Below are 18,063 nucleotides of genomic sequence, written 5' to 3' on the forward strand. Positions count from 1 at the left end.
AGTGTGCCTTGCTCGGCCGGTGTTTTCGAGGGCTTCTTACTTAAAGGTTCCTGCATATGTAGGTCCCATAACGGCTGGTCAAGGCCCTTCGAGCGCCCTTGACACCCTTCATGGTCTGGTCCAAGCTCCCCGTACTGGTCTACACCATTGGTCCAGGTCCCGGCCCATGGGCAGGGGGGTGTGGCATCCCTGAGGAGGGTGGCGTGAAGCGCAAGCTGATATCCGCGATCGGTGTCGCGGCGATGATGGTCTCCATTGCGGCGTGCGGCGGCGACAAGGGCGACGAGGGCAAGGCCGGGGCGGACGGCTACGCGGGCCAGACGCTCACGGTGTGGGTGATGGACGGCTCCTCGCCGGACCAGTGGCAGAAGGACGTCGCCGCGGCCTTCGAGAAGAAGACCAAGGCGAAGGTCAAGTTCGAGATCCAGCAGTGGAACGGCATCCAGCAGAAGCTGACCACCGCCCTGTCCGAGGAGAACCCGCCGGACGTCTTCGAGATCGGCAACACCCAGACCCCGGCCTACGCCAAGACCGGCGGCCTCGCCGACCTCGCCGACCTCAAGTCGGAGATCGGCGCGGACTGGACCGAGTCCCTGAACAACTCCTCGGTCTTCGAGGGCAAGCAGTACGCGGTGCCGTGGTACTTCGCCAACCGCGTCGTCATGTACAACAAGAAAGTCTGGGCCGACGCCGGCATCAAGGACACGCCCAGGACCCGCGACGAGTTCTACGACGCCCTGAAGACCATCGGCGAGAAGACCGACGCCGAGCCGATCTACCTGCCCGGCCAGAACTGGTACCACTTCGTCGGCCTGGTCGTCGGCGAGGGCGGCGAACTGGTCAAGAAGGAGGGCGACAAGTACGTCTCCAACCTGGACGACCCGAAGGTCGCCGCCGCCATGGAGACGTACAAGAAGTTCCAGGCCCTGTCCAAGGCGCCCAAGGACAAGGACGAGGCCACCCCGCAGCAGGGCGAGGTCTTCGCCAAGGGCAACGTCGGCGCCATGATCGCGATGGGCTGGGAGTCCGGCATCGCGGTCGAGGCCAACCCCGAGATCGAGGAGCAGATCGGCTACTTCACCATCCCCGGTGAGACGGCCGACAAGCCCGAGGGCGTCTTCCTCGGCGGTTCCAACCTCGCGGTCGCCGCGGGCAGCCAGAAGCAGGAGCTGGCCAAGGAGTTCCTGAGGATCGCCCTGTCCGATGAGCACGAGGGTCAGCTGGCCAAGCTCAACGGCGTCATCCCCAACAAGGAGTCGCTGCAGTCCAACCTGGCGGGCAACGCCGCCGCCGAGGCCGCCGCGCCGGCCGCCGCGGGTGGTGGCACCACGCCGCTGATCCCGGAGTGGGCCGCCGTCGAGAACGCGCCCAACCCGATCAAGACCTACATGACCGCCGTGCTGAACGGCAAGTCCCCGGCCGAGGCCGCCCAGCAGGTCGAGGACGAGTTCAACAAGCGGCTGTCGCAGGAGAGCTGAGCGCATCGGGGGTGGGAGCCGTCATGCGGTTGCCACCCCCGTGCTTCATGTAGGTCGAGAGAGAGATCGCGAGCATGACCGTGCAGACCGAACGGCCGCCCTCCGGTCCGGTGGACGTGGTGAAACCCGGCGGCCCGGACTCCGGCGGCCCCGGGCCGCGCGCCGCGGCACGCCTCGGGGCGTTCGCCCCGTACCTGTTGCTGCTGCCGGCCTGCGCGGCCACCGTGCTGCTGCTCGGCTGGCCGCTGCTGAAGGACGTCCTGCTGTCCTTCCAGAACCTCAACATGGCGCAGCTGATCCAGCACGTCACCGAGTGGAACGGCGTCGACAACTACAAGGAGGTCCTCACCGGCGAGGACTTCTGGCGGGTCACGCTGCGCTCGATCCTGTTCACGGCGGCCAACGTCGCCCTGATCATGGTCCTGGGCACGCTGGTCGGCCTGCTCCTCGCCCGCCTCGGCAGGCGGATGCGGGTGACGCTGATGATCGGCCTGGTGCTGGCCTGGGCGATGCCGGTGGTGGCCGCGACCACCGTCTACCAGTGGCTGTTCGCCCAGCGCTTCGGCGTCGTCAACTGGGTGCTGGACAAGCTCGGCTGGCACTCCATGGCCGACTACAGCTGGACCAGCAGCCAGATGTCGACGTTCTTCGTCGTGACCGTGCTGATCGTGTGGATGTCCATCCCGTTCGTCGCGATCAACCTGTACGCGGCGACCACCACGATCCCGGGCGAGCTGTACGAGGCCGCCGCGCTGGACGGCGCCGACGCGTGGCGGAGCTTCACCACGGTGACGCTGCCATTCCTGCGGCCGTTCCTCTACGCGACGACCTTCCTGGAGATCATCTGGGTCTTCAAGGCGTTCGTGCAGGTCTTCACCATCAACGGCGGCGGCCCCGACCGGCTCACCGAGATCCTGCCCGTCTACGCCTACGTCGAGGGCGTCGGCAACCAGCACTACGGCATGGGCGCCGCGATCGCGGTCCTGACCATCCTGATCCTGCTCGGGCTGACGGCCTACTACCTCAGGATCGTGCTCAAGCAAGAGGAGGACGAGCTGTGAAGCGCTCGCTCTTCGGCCGCCTGTGGCCCAACGTCACGGCCGTCGTCCTGTTCATCGGCTGTGTGTTCCCCGTGTACTGGATGTTCGCGACGGCCTTCAAGCCGGCCGGCGACATCCTCTCGGAGGACCCCGTCTGGTTCCCGACCGACGTGACCTTCGAGCACTTCCGGACGGCGACCGACGCCGACCACTTCTGGACGTTCGTCACCAACTCGCTGACCGTCACCGTCCTCGCCGTCGTCTTCTCGCTGATCATCGCGCTGGCAGGCTCGTTCGCCCTGGCGCGGATGCGGTTCAAGGGGCGGCGCGGGTTCGTCCTGGGCTTCATGGTCGCCCAGATGGCGCCCTGGGAGGTCATGATCATCGCGATGTACATGATCGTGCGGGACGCCTCGATGCTGAACAGCCTCGTACCGCTCACGGCCTTCTACATGATGATGATCCTGCCCTTCACCATCCTCACGCTGCGCGGCTTCGTCGCCGCCGTGCCGAGGGAGCTGGAGGAGGCCGCGATGGTCGACGGCTGCACCCGGGTCCAGGCCTTCCGCCGGGTCATCCTGCCGCTGCTCGCGCCGGGCCTGATGTCCACCTCGATGTTCGGCTTCATCACCGCCTGGAACGAGTTGCCCCTCGTCCTGGTGCTGAACAAGGACATCGAGGCCCAGACGCTGCCGCTGTGGCTGACCAGCTTCCAGAGCGTCTTCGGCAACGACTGGGGCGCGACCATGGCGGCGTCCTCGCTGTTCGCGATCCCGATCCTCGTCCTCTTCGTCTTCCTGCAGCGCAGGGCCGTCAGTGGTCTGACCGCCGGCGCGGTGAAGGGATAACGCCCTCGATGACCACATTCGCCCGCGACACCGACACACTGACACGGGACGCGCTGACGGTCCTCCAGCCCGGCTTCACCGGCACCGAGGCCCCCGACTGGCTGCTGCGCCGCCTCGGTGAGGGCCTCGCCTCGGTCGGCCTGTTCGGCCGCAACATCGCCTCGCCCGAGCAACTCGCCGCCCTGACCGCCCAGTTGCGCGCGGAGCGGGACGACGTCCTGGTCGCCATCGACGAGGAGGGCGGTGACGTCACGCGCCTGGAGGTGCGGACCGGCTCCTCCTTCCCCGGCAACCACGCCCTCGGCGCGGTGGACGACGTCGAGCTGACGAGGGAGGTGGCCGCCGAACTGGGCCGCCGCCTCGCCGCGTGCGGGGTGAACCTCAACTGGGCCCCGTCCGCGGACGTGAACTCCAACCCGGGCAACCCCGTCATCGGCGTACGGTCGTTCGGCGCCGACCCGGCCCTGGTCGCCCGGCACACCGCCGCGTACGTCACCGGCCTGCAGTCGGCCGGTGTGGCGGCCTGCACCAAGCACTTCCCCGGCCACGGCGACACCAACGTCGACTCCCACCACGCCCTGCCCCGCATCGACGCGGACCCGACCGTGCTGGGCGAACGGGAACTGGCCCCGTTCCGCGCGGCGATCGCGGCGGGCGCGCGGGCGGTGATGAGCGCCCACATCCTCGTGCCCGCCCTGGACCCGGACCGCCCGGCGACGCTGTCGGGCAGGGTGCTCACGAAACTGCTGCGCGGCGACCTCGGCCACGACGGCCTGATCGTCACCGACGGCATGGAGATGCAGGCCATCGCGGCCACCTACGGCATCGAACGCGGCAGCGTCCTCGCCGTCGCGGCCGGCGCCGACGCGATCTGCGTGGGCGGCGGCCTCGCCGACGACGAGACGGTACGGCGGCTGCGCGACGCCCTCGTGGCGGCGGTGCGCGCCGGTGAACTCGCCGAGGAGCGGCTGGCGGACGCGGCGGAACGGGTGCGCGGGCTGGCGGCCTGGGCGGCCTCGGCGGCGAAGGCCGCCAGCCAGGGCGGCGCCGACAGTGCGGTGGGCCTGCGGGCGGCCCGGCGGGCGTTGCGGGTGACGGGGGCGGACGGCTTCACCCCGCTCACGGAGGCGCCCTACGTCGCCGCCTTCACCCCCGTCGCGAACATCGCCGTCGGCGACGAGACCCCCTGGGGCGTGACGGCGGAGCTGACCGCCCTGCTCCCCGGCACGGAGGCGGGCACGTTCGTGGGGGAGGAGGCGGGCAGTTCTGCGCTGGCGGCGGCGGGGGAGCGCCGCATCGTGGCGGTCGTCCGCGACGAACACCGGCACCCGTGGATGGCGACGGCCCTCGACACGCTCCTTCGTGCGCGCCCGGAGACGATCGTGGTCGAGATGGGCGTGCCCCAGGCGGCGCCCCGGGGCGCGCTGCACATCGCGACGTACGGCGCGGCCCGCGTGTGCGGGCGGGCGGCGGCGGAGGTCATCGCCGGGGTGTGAGGGCTGCGCGCCGCGGCCCCTCCTTTGGACGTCCTCTCCCAGGGAGAGGAGGATCGGAAGGGTGAGACCGCACCGAGGGCTGTGCCCGGAGGTGATGCCGCGATGACACCCCCCACTGAACGATCAAACCACTCCGCCGCGGCCGTCGACAGGAGACCGGCGCCGCGAGCGGTGGGCGCCGCCGACGTGGGACTGCTACTGCTCCGGCTGGCGGTGGGCGTGATCCTGGCGGGTCACGGCGCGCAGAAGCTGTTCGGCTGGTTCGGCGGGCCGGGTCTCGACGCCACGGGGAAGGGCTTCGCCGAGCAGGGGTACGAGCCGGGCCTCTTCTTCGCCGCCCTGGCGGGAGCCTCCGAGGTCCTCGGCGGCCTCGGCCTGGCCGTCGGGCTGCTCACCCCGCTCGCCGCGGCGGCCACGGTCGGGGTGATGATCAACGCCATGGCGGTGGCGCCCGAGTACAGCCTGTGGCCTGCCGGGCCCCCGTCGTTCGCACACCCCCTGGTCTTCTGCGTCGCCGCACTCGCCATCGCCGCCGTGGGCCCCGGCCGCCTCTCACTCGACGCCTTCTTCCCCTGGCGGAACGGCGGCTGGATCCCGTTCCTCGTCGCACTGGGCCTGGGCGTGCTGGCGGGTGTGCTGGTGCTGGTGCTGGCGCTGTGAGACGTGCGCGGCGGGGCCGGGCGCGGGTCGGGGCGGCGGCGGGCTTGTTGCGGGGGTGGGGGCTGGTCCGGGTCCGGGCTGTCCGGGCGGATGCAGGCTGGTCGGGGGGATGGCGGACTGGCCCCGGCGGCGGGCTGGTCCGGGCGGCGGCAGGCTGGTCCGGGGTCATGGCGGGCTGGTCCGGGTTACGGCGGGCTGGTCCCGGCGGGGGACTGGTCCGGGTCCGGGGACTGGCCCCGGCGGCGGGCTGGTCCGGGCCACGGCGGACTGGTCCGGGCGACGGCAGACTTGCCTGGCGGCGGGCTGGTCCGGGCCACGGGAGCCTTGGTACCAGCGGCGGGCTCGCCCGCGTCACGACGGACTGGCCCCGGCGACGGACTGGTCCGGGCGACGGCAGACTTGCCTGGCGGCGGGCTGGTCCGGGCCACGGGAGCCTTGGTGCCAGTGGCGGGCTCGCCCGCGTCACGGCGGACTGATCCCGACGGTGGCAGCCTGATCCCGGCAGCAGCCCCGTCCGATCACGGTAGCCCCATGCGGTCCCGCCGCCCCGCCCTGTCACGGTAGCCCCATGCGGTCCCGCCGCCCCGCCCCTGTCACGGCAGCCCCACGCGGTCCCGCAGCCCCGTCGGGTCACGAGAGCCCCGCCAGCTCACCAGCCCCGTCCTGTCACGACAGCCCCGACCGGTCACGGCAGACGCCTCCGGTCGCAACAGGCGGGTCCGGTAAAGGCCAAAGACCGGTCCGGCAACGCAAGACCGGACCGGTCGCCACCGGAACCCGTCAGCCCGGCGATCACCACGACGCGTTGGCTAGATCCCCTGCCACTCCGGCTTGTTGGCGTACGTGTGCCGGAAGTAGTCCGCGAGCTTCAGCTTGGACGCGGCGGCCTCGTCGACAACCACCGTGGCGTGCGGATGCAACTGCAGGGCCGACGCCGGGCACACCGCCGCGACCGGCCCCTCCACCGTCGCCGCGACCGCGTCCGCCTTCCCCTCGCCGGTCGCCAGCAGCACCAGGTGCCGCGCCTCCAGGATCGTCCCGATGCCCTGCGTGATGACGTGGTGCGGGACCTGGTCGATGTCGCCGTCGAAGAACCGCGCGTTGTCGATCCGGGTCTGCTCGGTCAGCGTCTTGATCCGGGTCCGCGAGGCGAGCGAGGAGCACGGCTCGTTGAACCCGATGTGCCCGTCCGTCCCGATTCCGAGCAACTGCAGATCCACGCCACCGGCCTCGGCCAGCGCCCTGTCATACGTCTCGCACGCACCGGGAATGTCCTCGGCCGCGCCGTCCGGCCCCATGAACGCGTCCATCCCGATCCCGAGCGGCTCCAGCACCTCACGCCGCAGCACCGACCGGTACGACTCCGGATGCTCGGCGGGCAGCCCCACGTATTCGTCGAGCTGCGCTATCCGCGCCCGGGAGGCGTCCACCGCGCCGGACCGCACTTTGGCCGCCAGCGCCTGGTAAATGGGCAGTGGCGTCGAGCCGGTGGCCACGCCGAGCAGGGCGTCGGGCTTGCGCCTGAGCAGCCGCGCCATGGCCTCGGCGATCAGCTCGCCGCCCGCCTCGGCGTCGGGAACGATGACAACTTCCACGCTGGGCCTGCCGATCTGGAGAGGGAACTCGAAGGGCACCCGGAAGGGGCTCATGTGGTTTAGACCAATCTAACAGAGACGCATACTCGGCCCCAGGTGAAGACCAGCCCTTGGGGACGCCCTTGCGGAGGCGTGAGCCGGGGCGGGGGAGTGGAATGGTCCTGCGACCCAGGGCCGAGACGCAGAGGAACCCACATGACCGCCACGAACCCGTACCCTCACGACCCCCACGCCCCCCACAGCGAGGTCCCCGGCCGGATCATGGCGCGTGAGATGGCCGAACAGCCCGCAGTCCTGCGCCGGATCCTGGACCAGGGCGCCCCCGCCATCCGTCAGGTGGCCGAGGACATCGCCGCCCGCACACCCCGCTTCGTCCTGCTGACCGCCCGCGGCACCTCCGACAACGCCGCTCTCTACGCCAAGTACCTCCTGGAAGTCCGCCTCGGCCTCCCCTGCGGCCTCACCTCCATGTCCACCACCACGGCCTACGGCGCCCGCCCCGACCTCACGGACGTCCTCGTCGTCAGCGTCAGCCAGTCCGGCGGCTCCCCGGACCTGGTGGCCTCCACCCGGGCCGCCCGCGAGGCCGGGGCGATCACCCTCGCCGTGACCAACAACCCGGACTCCGCGCTGGCCGGCGTCTCCGAGTACCACATCGACATCCTGGCCGGACCGGAGAAGGCGCTCCCCGCGACCAAGACCTACACGGCCTCCCTCCTCGCGCTCTACCTCTTCGTCGAGGGCCTGCGCGGCGGCGACGGCGCCCCGGCCCGGGTGCTGCCCGACCTCGCCGAACAACTGCTCGCCCGGCACGACGAGGTCCGCACCCTCGCCGCCCGCTACCGCTTCGCCGAGCGCATGGTGATCACCTCACGCGGCTACGGCTACCCCACGGCCAAGGAGGCCGCACTCAAGCTGATGGAGACCAGCTACATCCCGGCCCTGTCCTACTCCGGCGCCGACCTCCTGCACGGCCCCCTCGCCATGGTCGACAACGTCTCCCCGGTCATCGCGGTCGTCACCGACGGCAAGGGTGGGGAAGCGCTCCAGCCCGTCCTCGACCGGCTGCGCGACCGGGGCGCCGACCTGGTCGTCATCGGCCCCCGGAGCCAGGTCGAACGCGCCTCCGCCGGTTTCGTCCTGCCCACCGAGGACGTCGCCGAGGAGGTCCAGCCCATCCTGGAGATCATCCCGCTCCAACTCCTGGCCTACGAGGTCACCATCGCCCGCGGCCAGGACCCGGACGCACCGCGCGCACTGGCGAAGGTGACGCGGACGCGCTGAGAGAACACACCGGCGCGATCATCCAGGGGCATGTCGCAACAGGCGCGCGACGGCGCGAGTCGTCGAGAACTGGAGGCTCTCGCGGAAATTGCCATGCCCATCTGGCCCCGTACGTGGGCCAGGCGGGTTAGGCTGCGAAGCGCCAACACCACACAGCCTTCAACAAGAAACCGCCCCCAACGCATGGACATGGGTAGTGGTCTAGTCCACAATGCGTGGGGACGACGTAAGACGAAGACGTAAAACGAAGACGTAAGACGTAAAAACGTAAGACGTAATACGAAGAGCCTCCGTCTTCCCCGCACAGGAAGGCGGACCGAGGAACCGGTGCTCTCTGCCCTGACTGCCCCGGCTCCTCATCCTTCGGCCGACGGGACCGCACACCCCACGGCCGATGCTGCTCCGGGCTGCGGTGCCGGGAGGGTTGAGGGTCCCTCCCAGGCGCCGCGGCCCGCGGGTGTTCTCGGCCCCGTCCAGACACCTTTAGGACCTCCACAAACCCCCGGGTACGCTCACAGACGTGCCCTCCATGAACGAACTGGTCCGCCAGCACACCGCCCTCGACGACTCCGACCTCGAGTGGCTTCATCTGCTGGTCTCGGAGTGGCAGCTGCTCTCCGACCTCTCCTTCGCCGACCTGGTCCTGTGGGTCCCCACCCGCGACGGCACCCGCTACGTCTCCGTCGCCCAGATGCGGCCCAACACCGGCCCCACCTCCTACCAGGACGACATGGTCGGCCACCTCGTCCCGCGCGGCCGCCGCCCGATGCTGGACGCGGCGCTCGACGAGGGCCGGATCGTACGCGAGGGCGACCCGGAGTGGCGCGAGGAGGTCCCGGTCCGCGTCGAGTCGATTCCGGTACGACGAGAAGGCCGCGTCCTCGGTGTCATCGCCCGCAACACCAACCTCCTCACCGTGCGCACCCCGAGCCGCCTGGAGCTGACGTACCTCCAGAGCGCTTCGGACCTGGCGCAGATGATCGCGGCCGGCGCCTTCCCCTTCGCGAACCAGCAGCTCGACATGGACGCCTCGCCCCGCGTGGGCGACGGCTTGATCCGGCTCGACGCGGACGGCATCGTCCAGTACGCCTCCCCGAACGCGCTGTCCGCCTACCACCGCATGGGTCTCGCCGCCGACCTCGTCGGCCACCATCTCGGCCGTACGACCGCCGAACTCGCCCCGACCCGGGGTCCGGTGGACGAGGCGCTGGCCAAGGTGGCGAGCGGCTGGGCGCCGCGCGAGTTCGAGATCGAGGCCAATGACGGGGTCATCCAGTTCCGGGCCATTCCGCTCAAGCCGAAGGGCACCCGCATCGGTTCCCTCGTCCTGCTGAGGGACGTCACCGAGCTGCGCCGCCGCGAACGGGAGTTGATCACCAAGGACGCCACCATCCGGGAGATCCACCACCGGGTGAAGAACAACCTCCAGACGGTGGCCGCCCTGCTGCGTCTCCAGGCCCGGCGCATCGAGTCCGAGCGCGGCCGCGCGGCTCTCGAAGAGGCAGTACGCCGGGTCGGCTCGATCGCGATCGTGCACGAGACGCTCTCTCAGAACCTGGACGAGCGCGTGGAGTTCGACGAGATCGCCGACCGGGTGCTGGCGATGGTCGCCGAGATCTCCCCGGGCAAGGTCACCGGCCGGCGCAGCGGCCGCTTCGGCATCCTGGACGCCGAGGTCGCCACCCCGCTGTCGATGGTCCTCACCGAGGTGTTGCAGAACGCCCTGGAGCACGGCTTCCGTGAAGGCGACACCGGCACGGTGGAGGTGTCGGCCGTGCGGGGCGGTACGACGAAGGAGGCCCGCCTGCTGGTCACGGTCCAGGACGACGGGGTCGGCCTGCCCGAGGGCTTCGACCCGCACACCTCCGGCAACCTCGGCCTGCAGATCGTACGGACACTGGTGGAGGGCGAGTTGGGCGGTACGTTCGACATGGTCCCGGCACCGGAGCGCGGCACGCGGGTCATCCTGGACATCCCGGTGCGCGCGCACAAATGACGTACGCGCACCGCAAGGAACCGACGTACGCGCACAGCAAAGAACCCCGGACCGTATGAACGGTCCGGGGCCAGTGCGCATCGGGGTACTGCGCGCTGCGGCTCGGGGGCGGGAGATGCGTACTCGCTGTACGCGCCGCCAAGCTCAGGCTAGCGGGGTGGGTGTGTCAGGCGGAGGCCTGACGGGCCCGGTTGCGGGCGGCGCGGCGCTTCATGGCGCGGCGCTCGTCCTCGCTGAGACCACCCCAGACGCCGGAGTCCTGGCCGGACTCAAGCGCCCACTGCAGACACTGCTCAATCACCGGGCAGCGACGGCAGACGGCCTTGGCTTCCTCGATCTGCAGCAGCGCAGGACCGGTGTTGCCGATGGGGAAGAAGAGCTCGGGGTCTTCCTCGCGGCAAACGGCGTTGTGACGCCAGTCCATGGCTGCTACCTCTCCTTGGTATTACGTGAAGATTTGCTTGTGAATGTGAACGCTTTCACGAATCCCTCAACAAGTGAAGGGCCGACCGCCGAGTCTTCCCCGGCGTGGTCCTGTGGTTTGAAGAGGGGTTCCGGTGATCTGTGGAGGCCGGTGTTGCGGGCCGTCCCGATCGCCATGTAGAGACTCGCAAACCTCGGCGACGGATACAACCCCTTCCGGAAAGTTTTTTTTGATTCCTCGGTGTCGACTAGGTCACAGCCGTACTTCCATGGGGTGGATCCTGGCCTAAACGTTCGAGTGAAAGGACTTTAGCCCCTTCTGCTCACACAATCACACGCAGTGCACGGCGTACGCCTGTGAACGTCACGCTGGTACGCAGTCCGAGGTGGTCACCGTCCATCTGAAGGGGCAGCGGGACCTTCGAATGCAAGGTGAACTCACTCAGGTCGTGCAGGGAGAGGGCGTGCTTGCCACGGGGTCCGCGCTCGGGGGACGAAGTGAGCAACTGGGTGCCATACCGGGCAACCGCGGCCGTCGACATCCGGCTGAGGCCGAACACATCGAGTCCGGTGTCGAACGACGCCTTGGGCGAGGCGTACATCGGGCGGTTGCCGAGAAACGTCCATGGGGCGGTGTTCGACGCTATGCACAGGAGCAGATCCGTCACCGGGTCCTCGCCCGCCTGTTCCAGGGTGATCGTGCCCTGCCGACGGCTCGGCTCGCCCAGCAGCTGGCGCAGCACCTGGCGGACGTAGAGCGCGTGCGTCGACTTCCGGCCGCGCTCGCGCTGCTGCTCGACCCGGCCCACGACGCCGGCGTCGAATCCGAGTCCCGCGTTGAAGGTGAACCAGCGGGACGGCACCGCCTCGTCCTCAGTGCCCTTCGGGCCTGAGGTCAGACCGAGTCCGACGGTCCGCTCGCTGCCTTCGCGCAGCGCGTCCAGTAGGGCGCCGGTGGCCTCGACGGCGTCGTTGGGCAGGCCGAGGGCGCGGGCGAAGACATTGGTGGAACCGCCGGGGACCACGGCGAGGCGGGGCAGGTGGCCGGGGGCGGGGCCGTCGTGCAGGAGGCCGTTGACGACCTCGTTGACCGTGCCGTCGCCGCCGAGGGCGACCACCAGGTCGATGTCGTCGCTGTCCGCGGCCTGCCGGCCCAGGTCGCGCGCGTGCCCGCGGTACTCGGTGGTGACCGCCTCCAGCTTCATCTCGCTGGCTAGCGCATGAATCAGGACATCGCGCGTACGTGCGCTTGTGGTGGTTGCCGCCGGATTGACCACGAGAAGTGCACGCATGACTGGCAGGGTACCTACTGGGTGGTACCGGGCACAGGCCGGACCGGGGGTCGGCGGGAGATCGAGGCGTGAGCCCGGACACGGCGTGCGGATCCGTGCGGAGGGTGTGCCCCGGGGCCTTCGGATGCGCCGGGCACCCGAGGGCTACCCTTCAGGGGTGAGCTCTCAGCAGAACCCCACCCCCGATTCCGAGGCCGCCGCAGAGGCCGGCCCCCGTCCCGTCCGGCTGACCGCGGCGGCGGCGCTGACCGCGCTGGAGGGGCTCGCGCTGGTGGTCGGCGGCGTCTGGATCCTCGTACTCGGACTGATCGGGCACCCGGACGACCGGCAGCAGGCGGTGACCGGGGGCATCACGCTCATCGTGCTCGCGCTGCTGCCGCTCCTCGCCGCGCGCGGGCTGCTCGGCCGACGCAGCTGGAGCCGCGGCCCGGCCGTCATCACGCACATCATCTCGCTGCCCGTGGCCTACAACCTGCTCCAGGCCGACAGCATGGCCATCCCCGGCGGCATCGCGCTGGCGGCCGTCGCGGTGGCGTCCCTGGTCCTGCTGCTCAACCCCGAGACAACCCGCGCCCTCGGAATCCAGGGACCCGGCAACGCGGAGAAGTAGCCAGGACGGGCGCGACGCCTTCTCTACATACCCGGGGGCACGCCGCTCACCCCGGCGACACCTCGCCACGGAACCGGTCTCACGCTGTCGTGCACGGGCGGTGCTTCGCCATGTGGCGGGGCTCGCGCCGATCCTCGGGGGCGGTGCCTTTCCGCGTAACCGGTCTTACGTTGTTCCGCGTGGGCGGTGCTTCGCCATGTGGCGGGCTCGCGCTGATCCCTGCGAGCGGCGGTCTTGCTGCGCAGCTGGTCTCACGCTGTCGTGCGCGGGCGTGCCTCGCCACGTGGTCGGGGCGAGGCCGATCCCCGGGGGCGGCGTCTTGCCGGGCTGTCGGGGTGACGCCGATGCCCAGGCAGTCGGGCTCACGCCGATCCTCGGGGGCGGTGCCTTGTCGGGCAGTCGAAGTCACGCGGATCCCCACGTTAACCGGGCTCACGCCGACCCCTGCGAGCGGCGCCGCGCCGTGCAGGCGGGCTCGCGTCGTCTGCCCGCGGGCGGCCTCTCGGTGGGGGCCGGGGGCACGCCGTCCGTGTGGGCGGCGATTCCCCGCGCCGTCGGGCTACTCCTCCACCAGCAGTTTCTCCCGCAGCTGGGCCAGCGTCCGCGCGAGGAGCCTGGACACATGCATCTGCGAGATGCCGACCTCCTGTGCGATCTGCGACTGGGTCATGTTGCCGAAGAAGCGCAACAGCAGGATCCGCTTCTCGCGCGGCGGGAGATCCTCCAGGAGCGGCTTGAGCGACTCGCGGTACTCCACGCCCTCCAGCGCCTCGTCCTCCGCGCCGAGGGTGTCGGCGACGGCCGGGGACTCGTCGTCGGTGTCGGGAACGTCCAGGGACAGCGTGGAGTACGCGTTGGCGGACTCCAGGCCCTCCAGGACCTCCTCCTCCGAGATCGCCAGTTTCTCGGCGAGCTCGTGGACCGTGGGGGAGCGGCCGTGCAACTGCGACAGCTCCGCGGTCGCCGTGGTCAGCGACAGACGCAGCTCCTGGAGCCGGCGCGGCACACGCACCGCCCAGCCCTTGTCGCGGAAGTGCCGCTTGATCTCGCCGACGACCGTCGGGGTCGCGTACGTCGAGAACTCGACGCCGCGGTCCGGGTCGAAGCGGTCGACCGACTTGATCAGGCCGATGGTGGCGACCTGGGTGAGGTCGTCCAGCGGCTCACCGCGGTTGCGGAAGCGGCGCGCGAGGTGCTCGACGAGCGGCAGGTGCATCCTGACCAGCTGGTTGCGCAGCTCCGCGTACTCCGGGCTGCCCTCCCTCAGCTGGCGCAGCTGCACGAACAGGGCGCGCGCACCGCTGCGATCCTGCGGGTCGTGCTGCGTGGGCTGTGCGCCGCGCGCGACCGCCGTGTCAGGCGTGTCAGGCGCGTCGTGCTGCGCGTCGGGCACGTCCTGCACGTCCTGCTCCGCGTATCGCTCGTGCTCGCTCATCGTCCCGCCCGTCGCCCTTCCCCGAGCCCTCGTCTCTGCTCGGGCAGGGGACACCCCGATCCGCCGCTCCAGAGGCGCACTCTGCACGGCACCCTCCTGATCCCGCTGCCCGTCGTCCAGGAAGCCGGCCTCCGTCGAGTCGGAGTCGTCCTCCGGGTGCGGCCGGGCCTGCTCGGGGATGCCGTCGATGCCGTCCGTCATGCGACGGGCACCGCTCGGATCGTCCCCCAAGCTTTCGGCTCCGCTTGAGCCGAGGGCGCCTCCGGGCACCCCCGTCGGCAGCTCCTGTGTGCCGCGCTCTTCGTCCCGCACCGGCCCGTCCCCGTTCCTCACGCCGGCCCGGGTCCCGCGCCGCGCTGTTTGTAGAGGCTGATCGAAACGGTTTTGTCGTCGTCCACGGCGGAGGAGACCTTGCCCGCGAGGGCGGACAGCACGGTCCAGGCGAAGGTGTCCCGCGAAGGGGCGTGACCGTCGGTCGTGGGCGCCGAGACGGTGACCTCCAACGAGTCGTCGACGAGCCGGAAGACACAGCTGAGCACCGAGCCGGGCACGGCCTGCTGGAGCAGGATCGCGCAGGCCTCGTCCACCGCGATGCGCAGGTCCTCGATCTCGTCGAGGGTGAAGTCCAAACGGGCCGCGAGGCCGGCCGTGGCCGTCCGCAGCACCGACAGGTAGGCACCCGCGGCCGGCAGCCGGACTTCCACGAAGTCCTGGGTCGCGGGCTCGCCTGCGATCTGGGACACCCTCACCTCCAAGGTGGTACAAGCTCTACGGGGCCGAGGGTCGCCCCTCGGGGTAACGCGATGTGTGTTCAGCGGTGACGCTACCGCGCTCGGAACCTACCTGTCCCTGGGACCCCAACCCCTTGCTGTCACTCATAGTAAACACATGAATACGCACAGTGGCTAGAGGGTGGGCGCCCCCAATTGGGATGAGCGCGCGCCGGATTGACGTACCCACACGTCAGACGCTCGAACCGTCCGGCCGGGAGGTCACGAGCCGGTCACACGAGCACGTGGTCCACGAAGCACCATCGCCAATTCTCCCCCGGTTCGAACGTTCTCATCACCGGATGACCGGACTCCTTGAAATGCTCCGTCGCGTGCCGGCCCGGTGAGGAGTCGCAGCAGCCGACATGACCGCAGCTGAGGCACAGCCGCAGCTGCACCGGATGCGAGCCCTCGGCCAGGCACCCGGGGCAGGTGTCGCTCAGGGCACCGGGTTCCGGGTGCGGCAGAGCGTCGGCGTGCGTGCACTGTTTCATGATTGCCAGGTTACGTCGGGTGTGCGGAAGGCCGCGCGGAAAAACGAGGCGGGCGAGAACCATGGACGTGATGCCACTGCTGATGCTGGTGGCAGGCAGCGCCGCGATCGCGGCGGCCGGCCGGCGCACCCCCGTACCGGCGCCCCTGCTGCTGGTCGCGGTCGGCCTCGCGGCGTCGTACGTGCCCGGAGTCCCGGACTACCACCTGGACCCGCACATCGTGCTGCCGCTGATCCTGCCGCCGCTGCTGCACACCGCGGCCACCGACAGCTCCTACCTCGACCTGCGGGCGCAACTGCGGCCGGTCGCGCTGCTGTCGGTCGGGTACGTCCTCTTCGCGACCTGCGTCGTCGGCTGGGCCGCCCATGTGATCGTCCCGGGACTGCCGCTGACCGCGGCGCTGGTGCTCGGCGCGGTGGTGGCGCCGCCGGACGCGGTCGCGGCCACCGCGATCGCCCGCCGGGTCGGACTGCCGTCCCGGATCACCACGATCCTGCAGGGCGAGTCCCTGGTGAACGACGCCACCGCGATCACCGCCTACCGCGTCGCCCTCGCGGCCGCCGTCGGCGAGGGCGCCACCTGGGCCGGCGGAATCGGCGAGTTCCTGATCGCGGCGATCGGCGGCATCGGCGTCGGACTCGTCCTCATGGTGCCGATCCACTGGCTGCGCACCCACCTCAAGGAGCCCCTCCTCCAGAACACCCTCTCCCTGCTGATCCCGTTCGTCGCCTACGCCGTCGCGGAGGAGGTGCACGCCTCCGGTGTCCTCGCGGTCGTCGTCGTCGCCCTCTGTCTCGGGCACCGCGCGTGGCAGGTCGATTTCGCGACCCGCCTCCAGGAGGGCGCGGTCTGGAAGATGGTCGCCTTCGTCCTGGAGTCGTCGGTGTTCGCCCTGATCGGCCTCCAACTGCCGGTGGTGCTTGAGGGACTGGGGGAGTACGAGGGTCTGGAGGCCGCCTGGTACGCGCTCGCCGTCTTCCTGGTGGTCGTCGTGACCCGGTTCGTATGGGTGTATCCGTCGACCTTCCTGCCCCGGAAGCTGTCGACGCGGATCCGGGAACGGGAGGCGGACCCCACCTGGAAGGGCGCGTTCATCGTCTCCTGGGCCGGGATGCGGGGCGTGGTCTCGCTCGCCATCGCCTTCTCGATCCCGCGGACCGTGGAGGGCGGCGAGCCCTTCCCCGGCCGCAACCTGATCCTCTTCCTGACCTTCACGACGGTCATCGGCACCCTCGTCGTCCAGGGCCTCACCCTGCCCCCGCTGATCCGGCTGCTCAAACTGCCCGGCCGGGACGTCCAGGCCGCGACGCTCGCCGAGGCCAACGCCCAGGCGCAGGCGTCCCGCGTCGCCGAGCAGCGCCTCGGCGAACTCCTCGCCGACGAGCGCAACGCCCTGCCCGAGCCGCTCGCCGTCCGGCTGCGCGCGGTGCTGGAGCGCCGCCGCAACGCCGTCTGGGAACGCCTCGGCCAGCCCAACCCCATCACCGGTGAGACCGCCGACGACACCTACCGCCGCCTCGCCCGGGAGGTGATCAGCGCCGAGCGCGAGGTGTTCGTGAAGCTGCGCGACGGTCGCTATATCGACGACGAGATGCTGCGGACGCTGCTGCGCCGACTGGACCTGGAGGAGGCGGCGGCGTATCGGGAGGCGACATGAGCGGGTCCACGGAAAGGGACGAGCGGGTTCACGGAAGGGGACGAGCGGGTTCACGGAAGGGGACGAGCGGGTTCACGGGAAGGGGCGGCCGGTGACGACAGCCGCGATCGTGCTCCCGCGCGCGAAGGCGCCCTCCTCGGCCAGCGCCACAAGTCCGTACAGCATTTTGGCGACATACAGACGCTCGACGGGCAGCCCGTGCCGGTCCTCGAAGTCCGCGGCGAAGGAGTCCAGTTCCGGGGTGGTGCGGGCGTAGCCGCCGAAGTGGAAGCGGTCGTCGAGGTGCCACTCGCCGCGCGGGCCGCCGAAGGCGGCGTCCTGGAGGCGCCGTATGCCGGTGGTCAGGAAGCCGCCCTTGAGGACCGGTATGCCGAGCGCGCGCTGCCCCGGGCCCAGCCCCGCCGCCAGTCCCGCCAGGGTGCCGCCCGTTCCGCAGGCGATCGCGACGACGTCCGCCTGCCCGCGCAGTTCCTCGCCGAGCGCCCGGCAGCCACGTACGGCCGGGGAGTTGCTGCCGCCCTCGGGGATCACGTACGCGTCCTCGGCGCCGACCGTGCGCAGCAGGGCGGCGAGGGTGTCCGGCTCGGTCTTGCGGCGATATGTCGATCTGTCGATGAAGTGCAGGCGCATGCCGTCGGCCGCGCACCGGGCGAGGGAGGGGTTGAGGGGCCGCTCGGCGAGCTCCTGGCCGCGGACCACGCCGACGGTGGCGAGACCGAGGAGGCGGCCCGCGGCGGCGGTGGCGCGCAGATGGTTGGAGTACGCGCCGCCGAAGGTGAGGATCGTGCGGCCGTGCGCCGCGGTGAGGCTGGGCGCGAGCTTGCGCCACTTGTTGCCGACCAGGTCGGGGTGGATCAGGTCGTCTCGCTTGAGGAGGAGCCGTACGCCGCGCCGCGCGAAGCGGTCGTCGTGCACTTCCCGCACCGGGGAGGGGAGCCGCGGGCGCAGGGGCGCGAGGGCGTCGGGGCTGGTCACCCGGCCATTG

16 protein-coding genes and 1 pseudogene are annotated in these 18,063 nt (G+C 70.6%); 10 read left to right on the forward strand and 7 right to left on the reverse strand.

The features are described from left to right. Positions 1-203 precede the first annotated feature (203 nt). The 5 genes from KWI83_RS16515 (at position 204) to KWI83_RS16535 (ending at position 5,522) form a co-directional block, all read left to right on the forward strand. On the forward strand, positions 204-1,478 hold the full coding sequence (locus KWI83_RS16515; RefSeq protein ID WP_218515119.1) for an extracellular solute-binding protein: 1,275 nt from the start codon (positions 204-206) through the stop codon (positions 1,476-1,478). 74 nt (positions 1,479-1,552) lie between these two features. Then, on the forward strand, positions 1,553-2,539 hold the full coding sequence (locus tag KWI83_RS16520) for a carbohydrate ABC transporter permease (protein WP_218515120.1): 987 nt from the start codon (positions 1,553-1,555) through the stop codon (positions 2,537-2,539). After that, on the forward strand, positions 2,536-3,366 hold the full coding sequence (locus KWI83_RS16525; RefSeq protein ID WP_218515121.1) for a carbohydrate ABC transporter permease: 831 nt from the start codon (positions 2,536-2,538) through the stop codon (positions 3,364-3,366). Before KWI83_RS16520 ends, KWI83_RS16525 begins: the two co-directional genes overlap by 4 nt. 8 nt (positions 3,367-3,374) lie before the next feature. Beyond that, complete coding sequence (locus KWI83_RS16530) at positions 3,375-4,862, forward strand: glycoside hydrolase family 3 protein (RefSeq protein ID WP_218515122.1); 1,488 nt, start codon at positions 3,375-3,377, stop codon at positions 4,860-4,862. Between the two features lie 102 nt (positions 4,863-4,964). Beyond that, a complete protein-coding gene (locus KWI83_RS16535) occupies positions 4,965-5,522 on the forward strand; it encodes a DoxX family protein (RefSeq protein WP_218515123.1) in 558 nt (185 codons plus the stop codon). An 809-nt stretch (positions 5,523-6,331) separates the two neighbouring features. Here KWI83_RS16535 and nagB read toward each other — a convergent pair. Continuing rightward, positions 6,332-7,117 carry a glucosamine-6-phosphate deaminase gene (gene nagB, locus KWI83_RS16540; protein WP_218515277.1) on the reverse strand — a complete coding sequence of 262 codons (786 nt, stop codon included), beginning with the start codon at positions 7,115-7,117 and terminating at the stop codon, positions 6,332-6,334. A gap of 195 nt (positions 7,118-7,312) precedes the next feature. Between nagB and KWI83_RS16545 the strand changes: the two genes are divergently transcribed. The 3 genes and pseudogenes from KWI83_RS16545 to KWI83_RS16550 all read left to right on the forward strand — a co-directional run bounded on the left by KWI83_RS16545 (position 7,313) and on the right by KWI83_RS16550 (position 10,397). Then, positions 7,313-8,401, forward strand: a complete 1,089-nt coding sequence (locus KWI83_RS16545) for an SIS domain-containing protein (protein WP_218515124.1) — start codon at positions 7,313-7,315, stop codon at positions 8,399-8,401. Then, a pseudogene (locus tag KWI83_RS38575) lies at positions 8,386-8,515 on the forward strand (TetR/AcrR family transcriptional regulator); the annotation flags it as partial. The gene KWI83_RS16545 and the pseudogene KWI83_RS38575, both read left to right, overlap by 16 nt. Positions 8,516-8,930: 415 nt before the next feature. After that, positions 8,931-10,397 (forward strand): sensor histidine kinase, encoded by a 1,467-nt coding sequence (locus KWI83_RS16550; RefSeq protein WP_218515278.1) that lies wholly within the window; start codon positions 8,931-8,933, stop codon positions 10,395-10,397. 166 nt (positions 10,398-10,563) lie between these two features. On the opposite strand, the gene KWI83_RS16555 is transcribed toward KWI83_RS16550, so the two are convergent. Both KWI83_RS16555 and KWI83_RS16560 read right to left on the reverse strand, forming a co-directional pair. Next, a complete protein-coding gene (locus tag KWI83_RS16555; RefSeq protein WP_003992873.1) occupies positions 10,564-10,821 on the reverse strand; it encodes a WhiB family transcriptional regulator in 258 nt (85 codons plus the stop codon). Between the two features lie 322 nt (positions 10,822-11,143). Then, positions 11,144-12,112: a diacylglycerol kinase family protein gene (locus KWI83_RS16560; RefSeq protein ID WP_218515125.1), complete on the reverse strand. Its 969-nt coding sequence runs from the start codon at positions 12,110-12,112 to the stop codon at positions 11,144-11,146. A gap of 157 nt (positions 12,113-12,269) precedes the next feature. Between KWI83_RS16560 and KWI83_RS16565 the strand changes: the two genes are divergently transcribed. Then, on the forward strand, positions 12,270-12,722 hold the full coding sequence (locus KWI83_RS16565; protein ID WP_218515126.1) for a hypothetical protein: 453 nt from the start codon (positions 12,270-12,272) through the stop codon (positions 12,720-12,722). 559 nt (positions 12,723-13,281) lie between these two features. Here the strand turns inward: KWI83_RS16565 and KWI83_RS16570 are convergent. From KWI83_RS16570 to KWI83_RS16580, 3 genes are all read right to left on the reverse strand, one after another. After that, positions 13,282-14,490 carry an RNA polymerase sigma factor SigF gene (locus KWI83_RS16570; RefSeq protein WP_218515127.1) on the reverse strand — a complete coding sequence of 403 codons (1,209 nt, stop codon included), beginning with the start codon at positions 14,488-14,490 and terminating at the stop codon, positions 13,282-13,284. After that, positions 14,487-14,900 carry an anti-sigma factor gene (locus KWI83_RS16575; protein WP_015657891.1) on the reverse strand — a complete coding sequence of 138 codons (414 nt, stop codon included), beginning with the start codon at positions 14,898-14,900 and terminating at the stop codon, positions 14,487-14,489. Before KWI83_RS16575 ends, KWI83_RS16570 begins: the two co-directional genes overlap by 4 nt. A gap of 260 nt (positions 14,901-15,160) precedes the next feature. Beyond that, the gene (locus KWI83_RS16580) at positions 15,161-15,421 is read right to left on the reverse strand and encodes a UBP-type zinc finger domain-containing protein (protein WP_218515128.1); all 261 of its coding nucleotides are present in this window, start codon (positions 15,419-15,421) and stop codon (positions 15,161-15,163) included. A 61-nt stretch (positions 15,422-15,482) separates the two neighbouring features. Between KWI83_RS16580 and KWI83_RS16585 the strand changes: the two genes are divergently transcribed. After that, positions 15,483-17,078: a Na+/H+ antiporter gene (locus KWI83_RS16585; RefSeq protein ID WP_218515129.1), complete on the forward strand. Its 1,596-nt coding sequence runs from the start codon at positions 15,483-15,485 to the stop codon at positions 17,076-17,078. Positions 17,079-17,150: 72 nt separating this feature from the next. On the opposite strand, the gene KWI83_RS16590 is transcribed toward KWI83_RS16585, so the two are convergent. Further along, a complete protein-coding gene (locus KWI83_RS16590) occupies positions 17,151-18,053 on the reverse strand; it encodes a 1-aminocyclopropane-1-carboxylate deaminase/D-cysteine desulfhydrase (protein WP_218515130.1) in 903 nt (300 codons plus the stop codon). Between the last annotated feature and the right edge of the window lie 10 nt (positions 18,054-18,063).

It is taken from the genome of Streptomyces sp. TRM70350 (assembly GCF_019219825.1).
Lineage (GTDB): Bacteria > Actinomycetota > Actinomycetes > Streptomycetales > Streptomycetaceae > Streptomyces.

Coding starts and splice junctions, on each gene's coding strand:
- KWI83_RS16560 (WP_218515125.1), bottom strand. CDS start 12,112: ATGCGTGCACTTCTCGTGGTCAATCCGGCGGCAACCACCACAAGCGCA.
- KWI83_RS16580 (WP_218515128.1), bottom strand. CDS start 15,421: ATGAAACAGTGCACGCACGCCGACGCTCTGCCGCACCCGGAACCCGGT.
- KWI83_RS16550 (WP_218515278.1), top strand. CDS start 8,931: ATGAACGAACTGGTCCGCCAGCACACCGCCCTCGACGACTCCGACCTC.
- KWI83_RS16535 (WP_218515123.1), top strand. CDS start 4,965: ATGACACCCCCCACTGAACGATCAAACCACTCCGCCGCGGCCGTCGAC.
- KWI83_RS16520 (WP_218515120.1), top strand. CDS start 1,553: ATGACCGTGCAGACCGAACGGCCGCCCTCCGGTCCGGTGGACGTGGTG.
- KWI83_RS16530 (WP_218515122.1), top strand. CDS start 3,375: ATGACCACATTCGCCCGCGACACCGACACACTGACACGGGACGCGCTG.
- KWI83_RS16585 (WP_218515129.1), top strand. CDS start 15,483: ATGGACGTGATGCCACTGCTGATGCTGGTGGCAGGCAGCGCCGCGATC.
- KWI83_RS16555 (WP_003992873.1), bottom strand. CDS start 10,821: ATGGACTGGCGTCACAACGCCGTTTGCCGCGAGGAAGACCCCGAGCTC.
- KWI83_RS16545 (WP_218515124.1), top strand. CDS start 7,313: ATGACCGCCACGAACCCGTACCCTCACGACCCCCACGCCCCCCACAGC.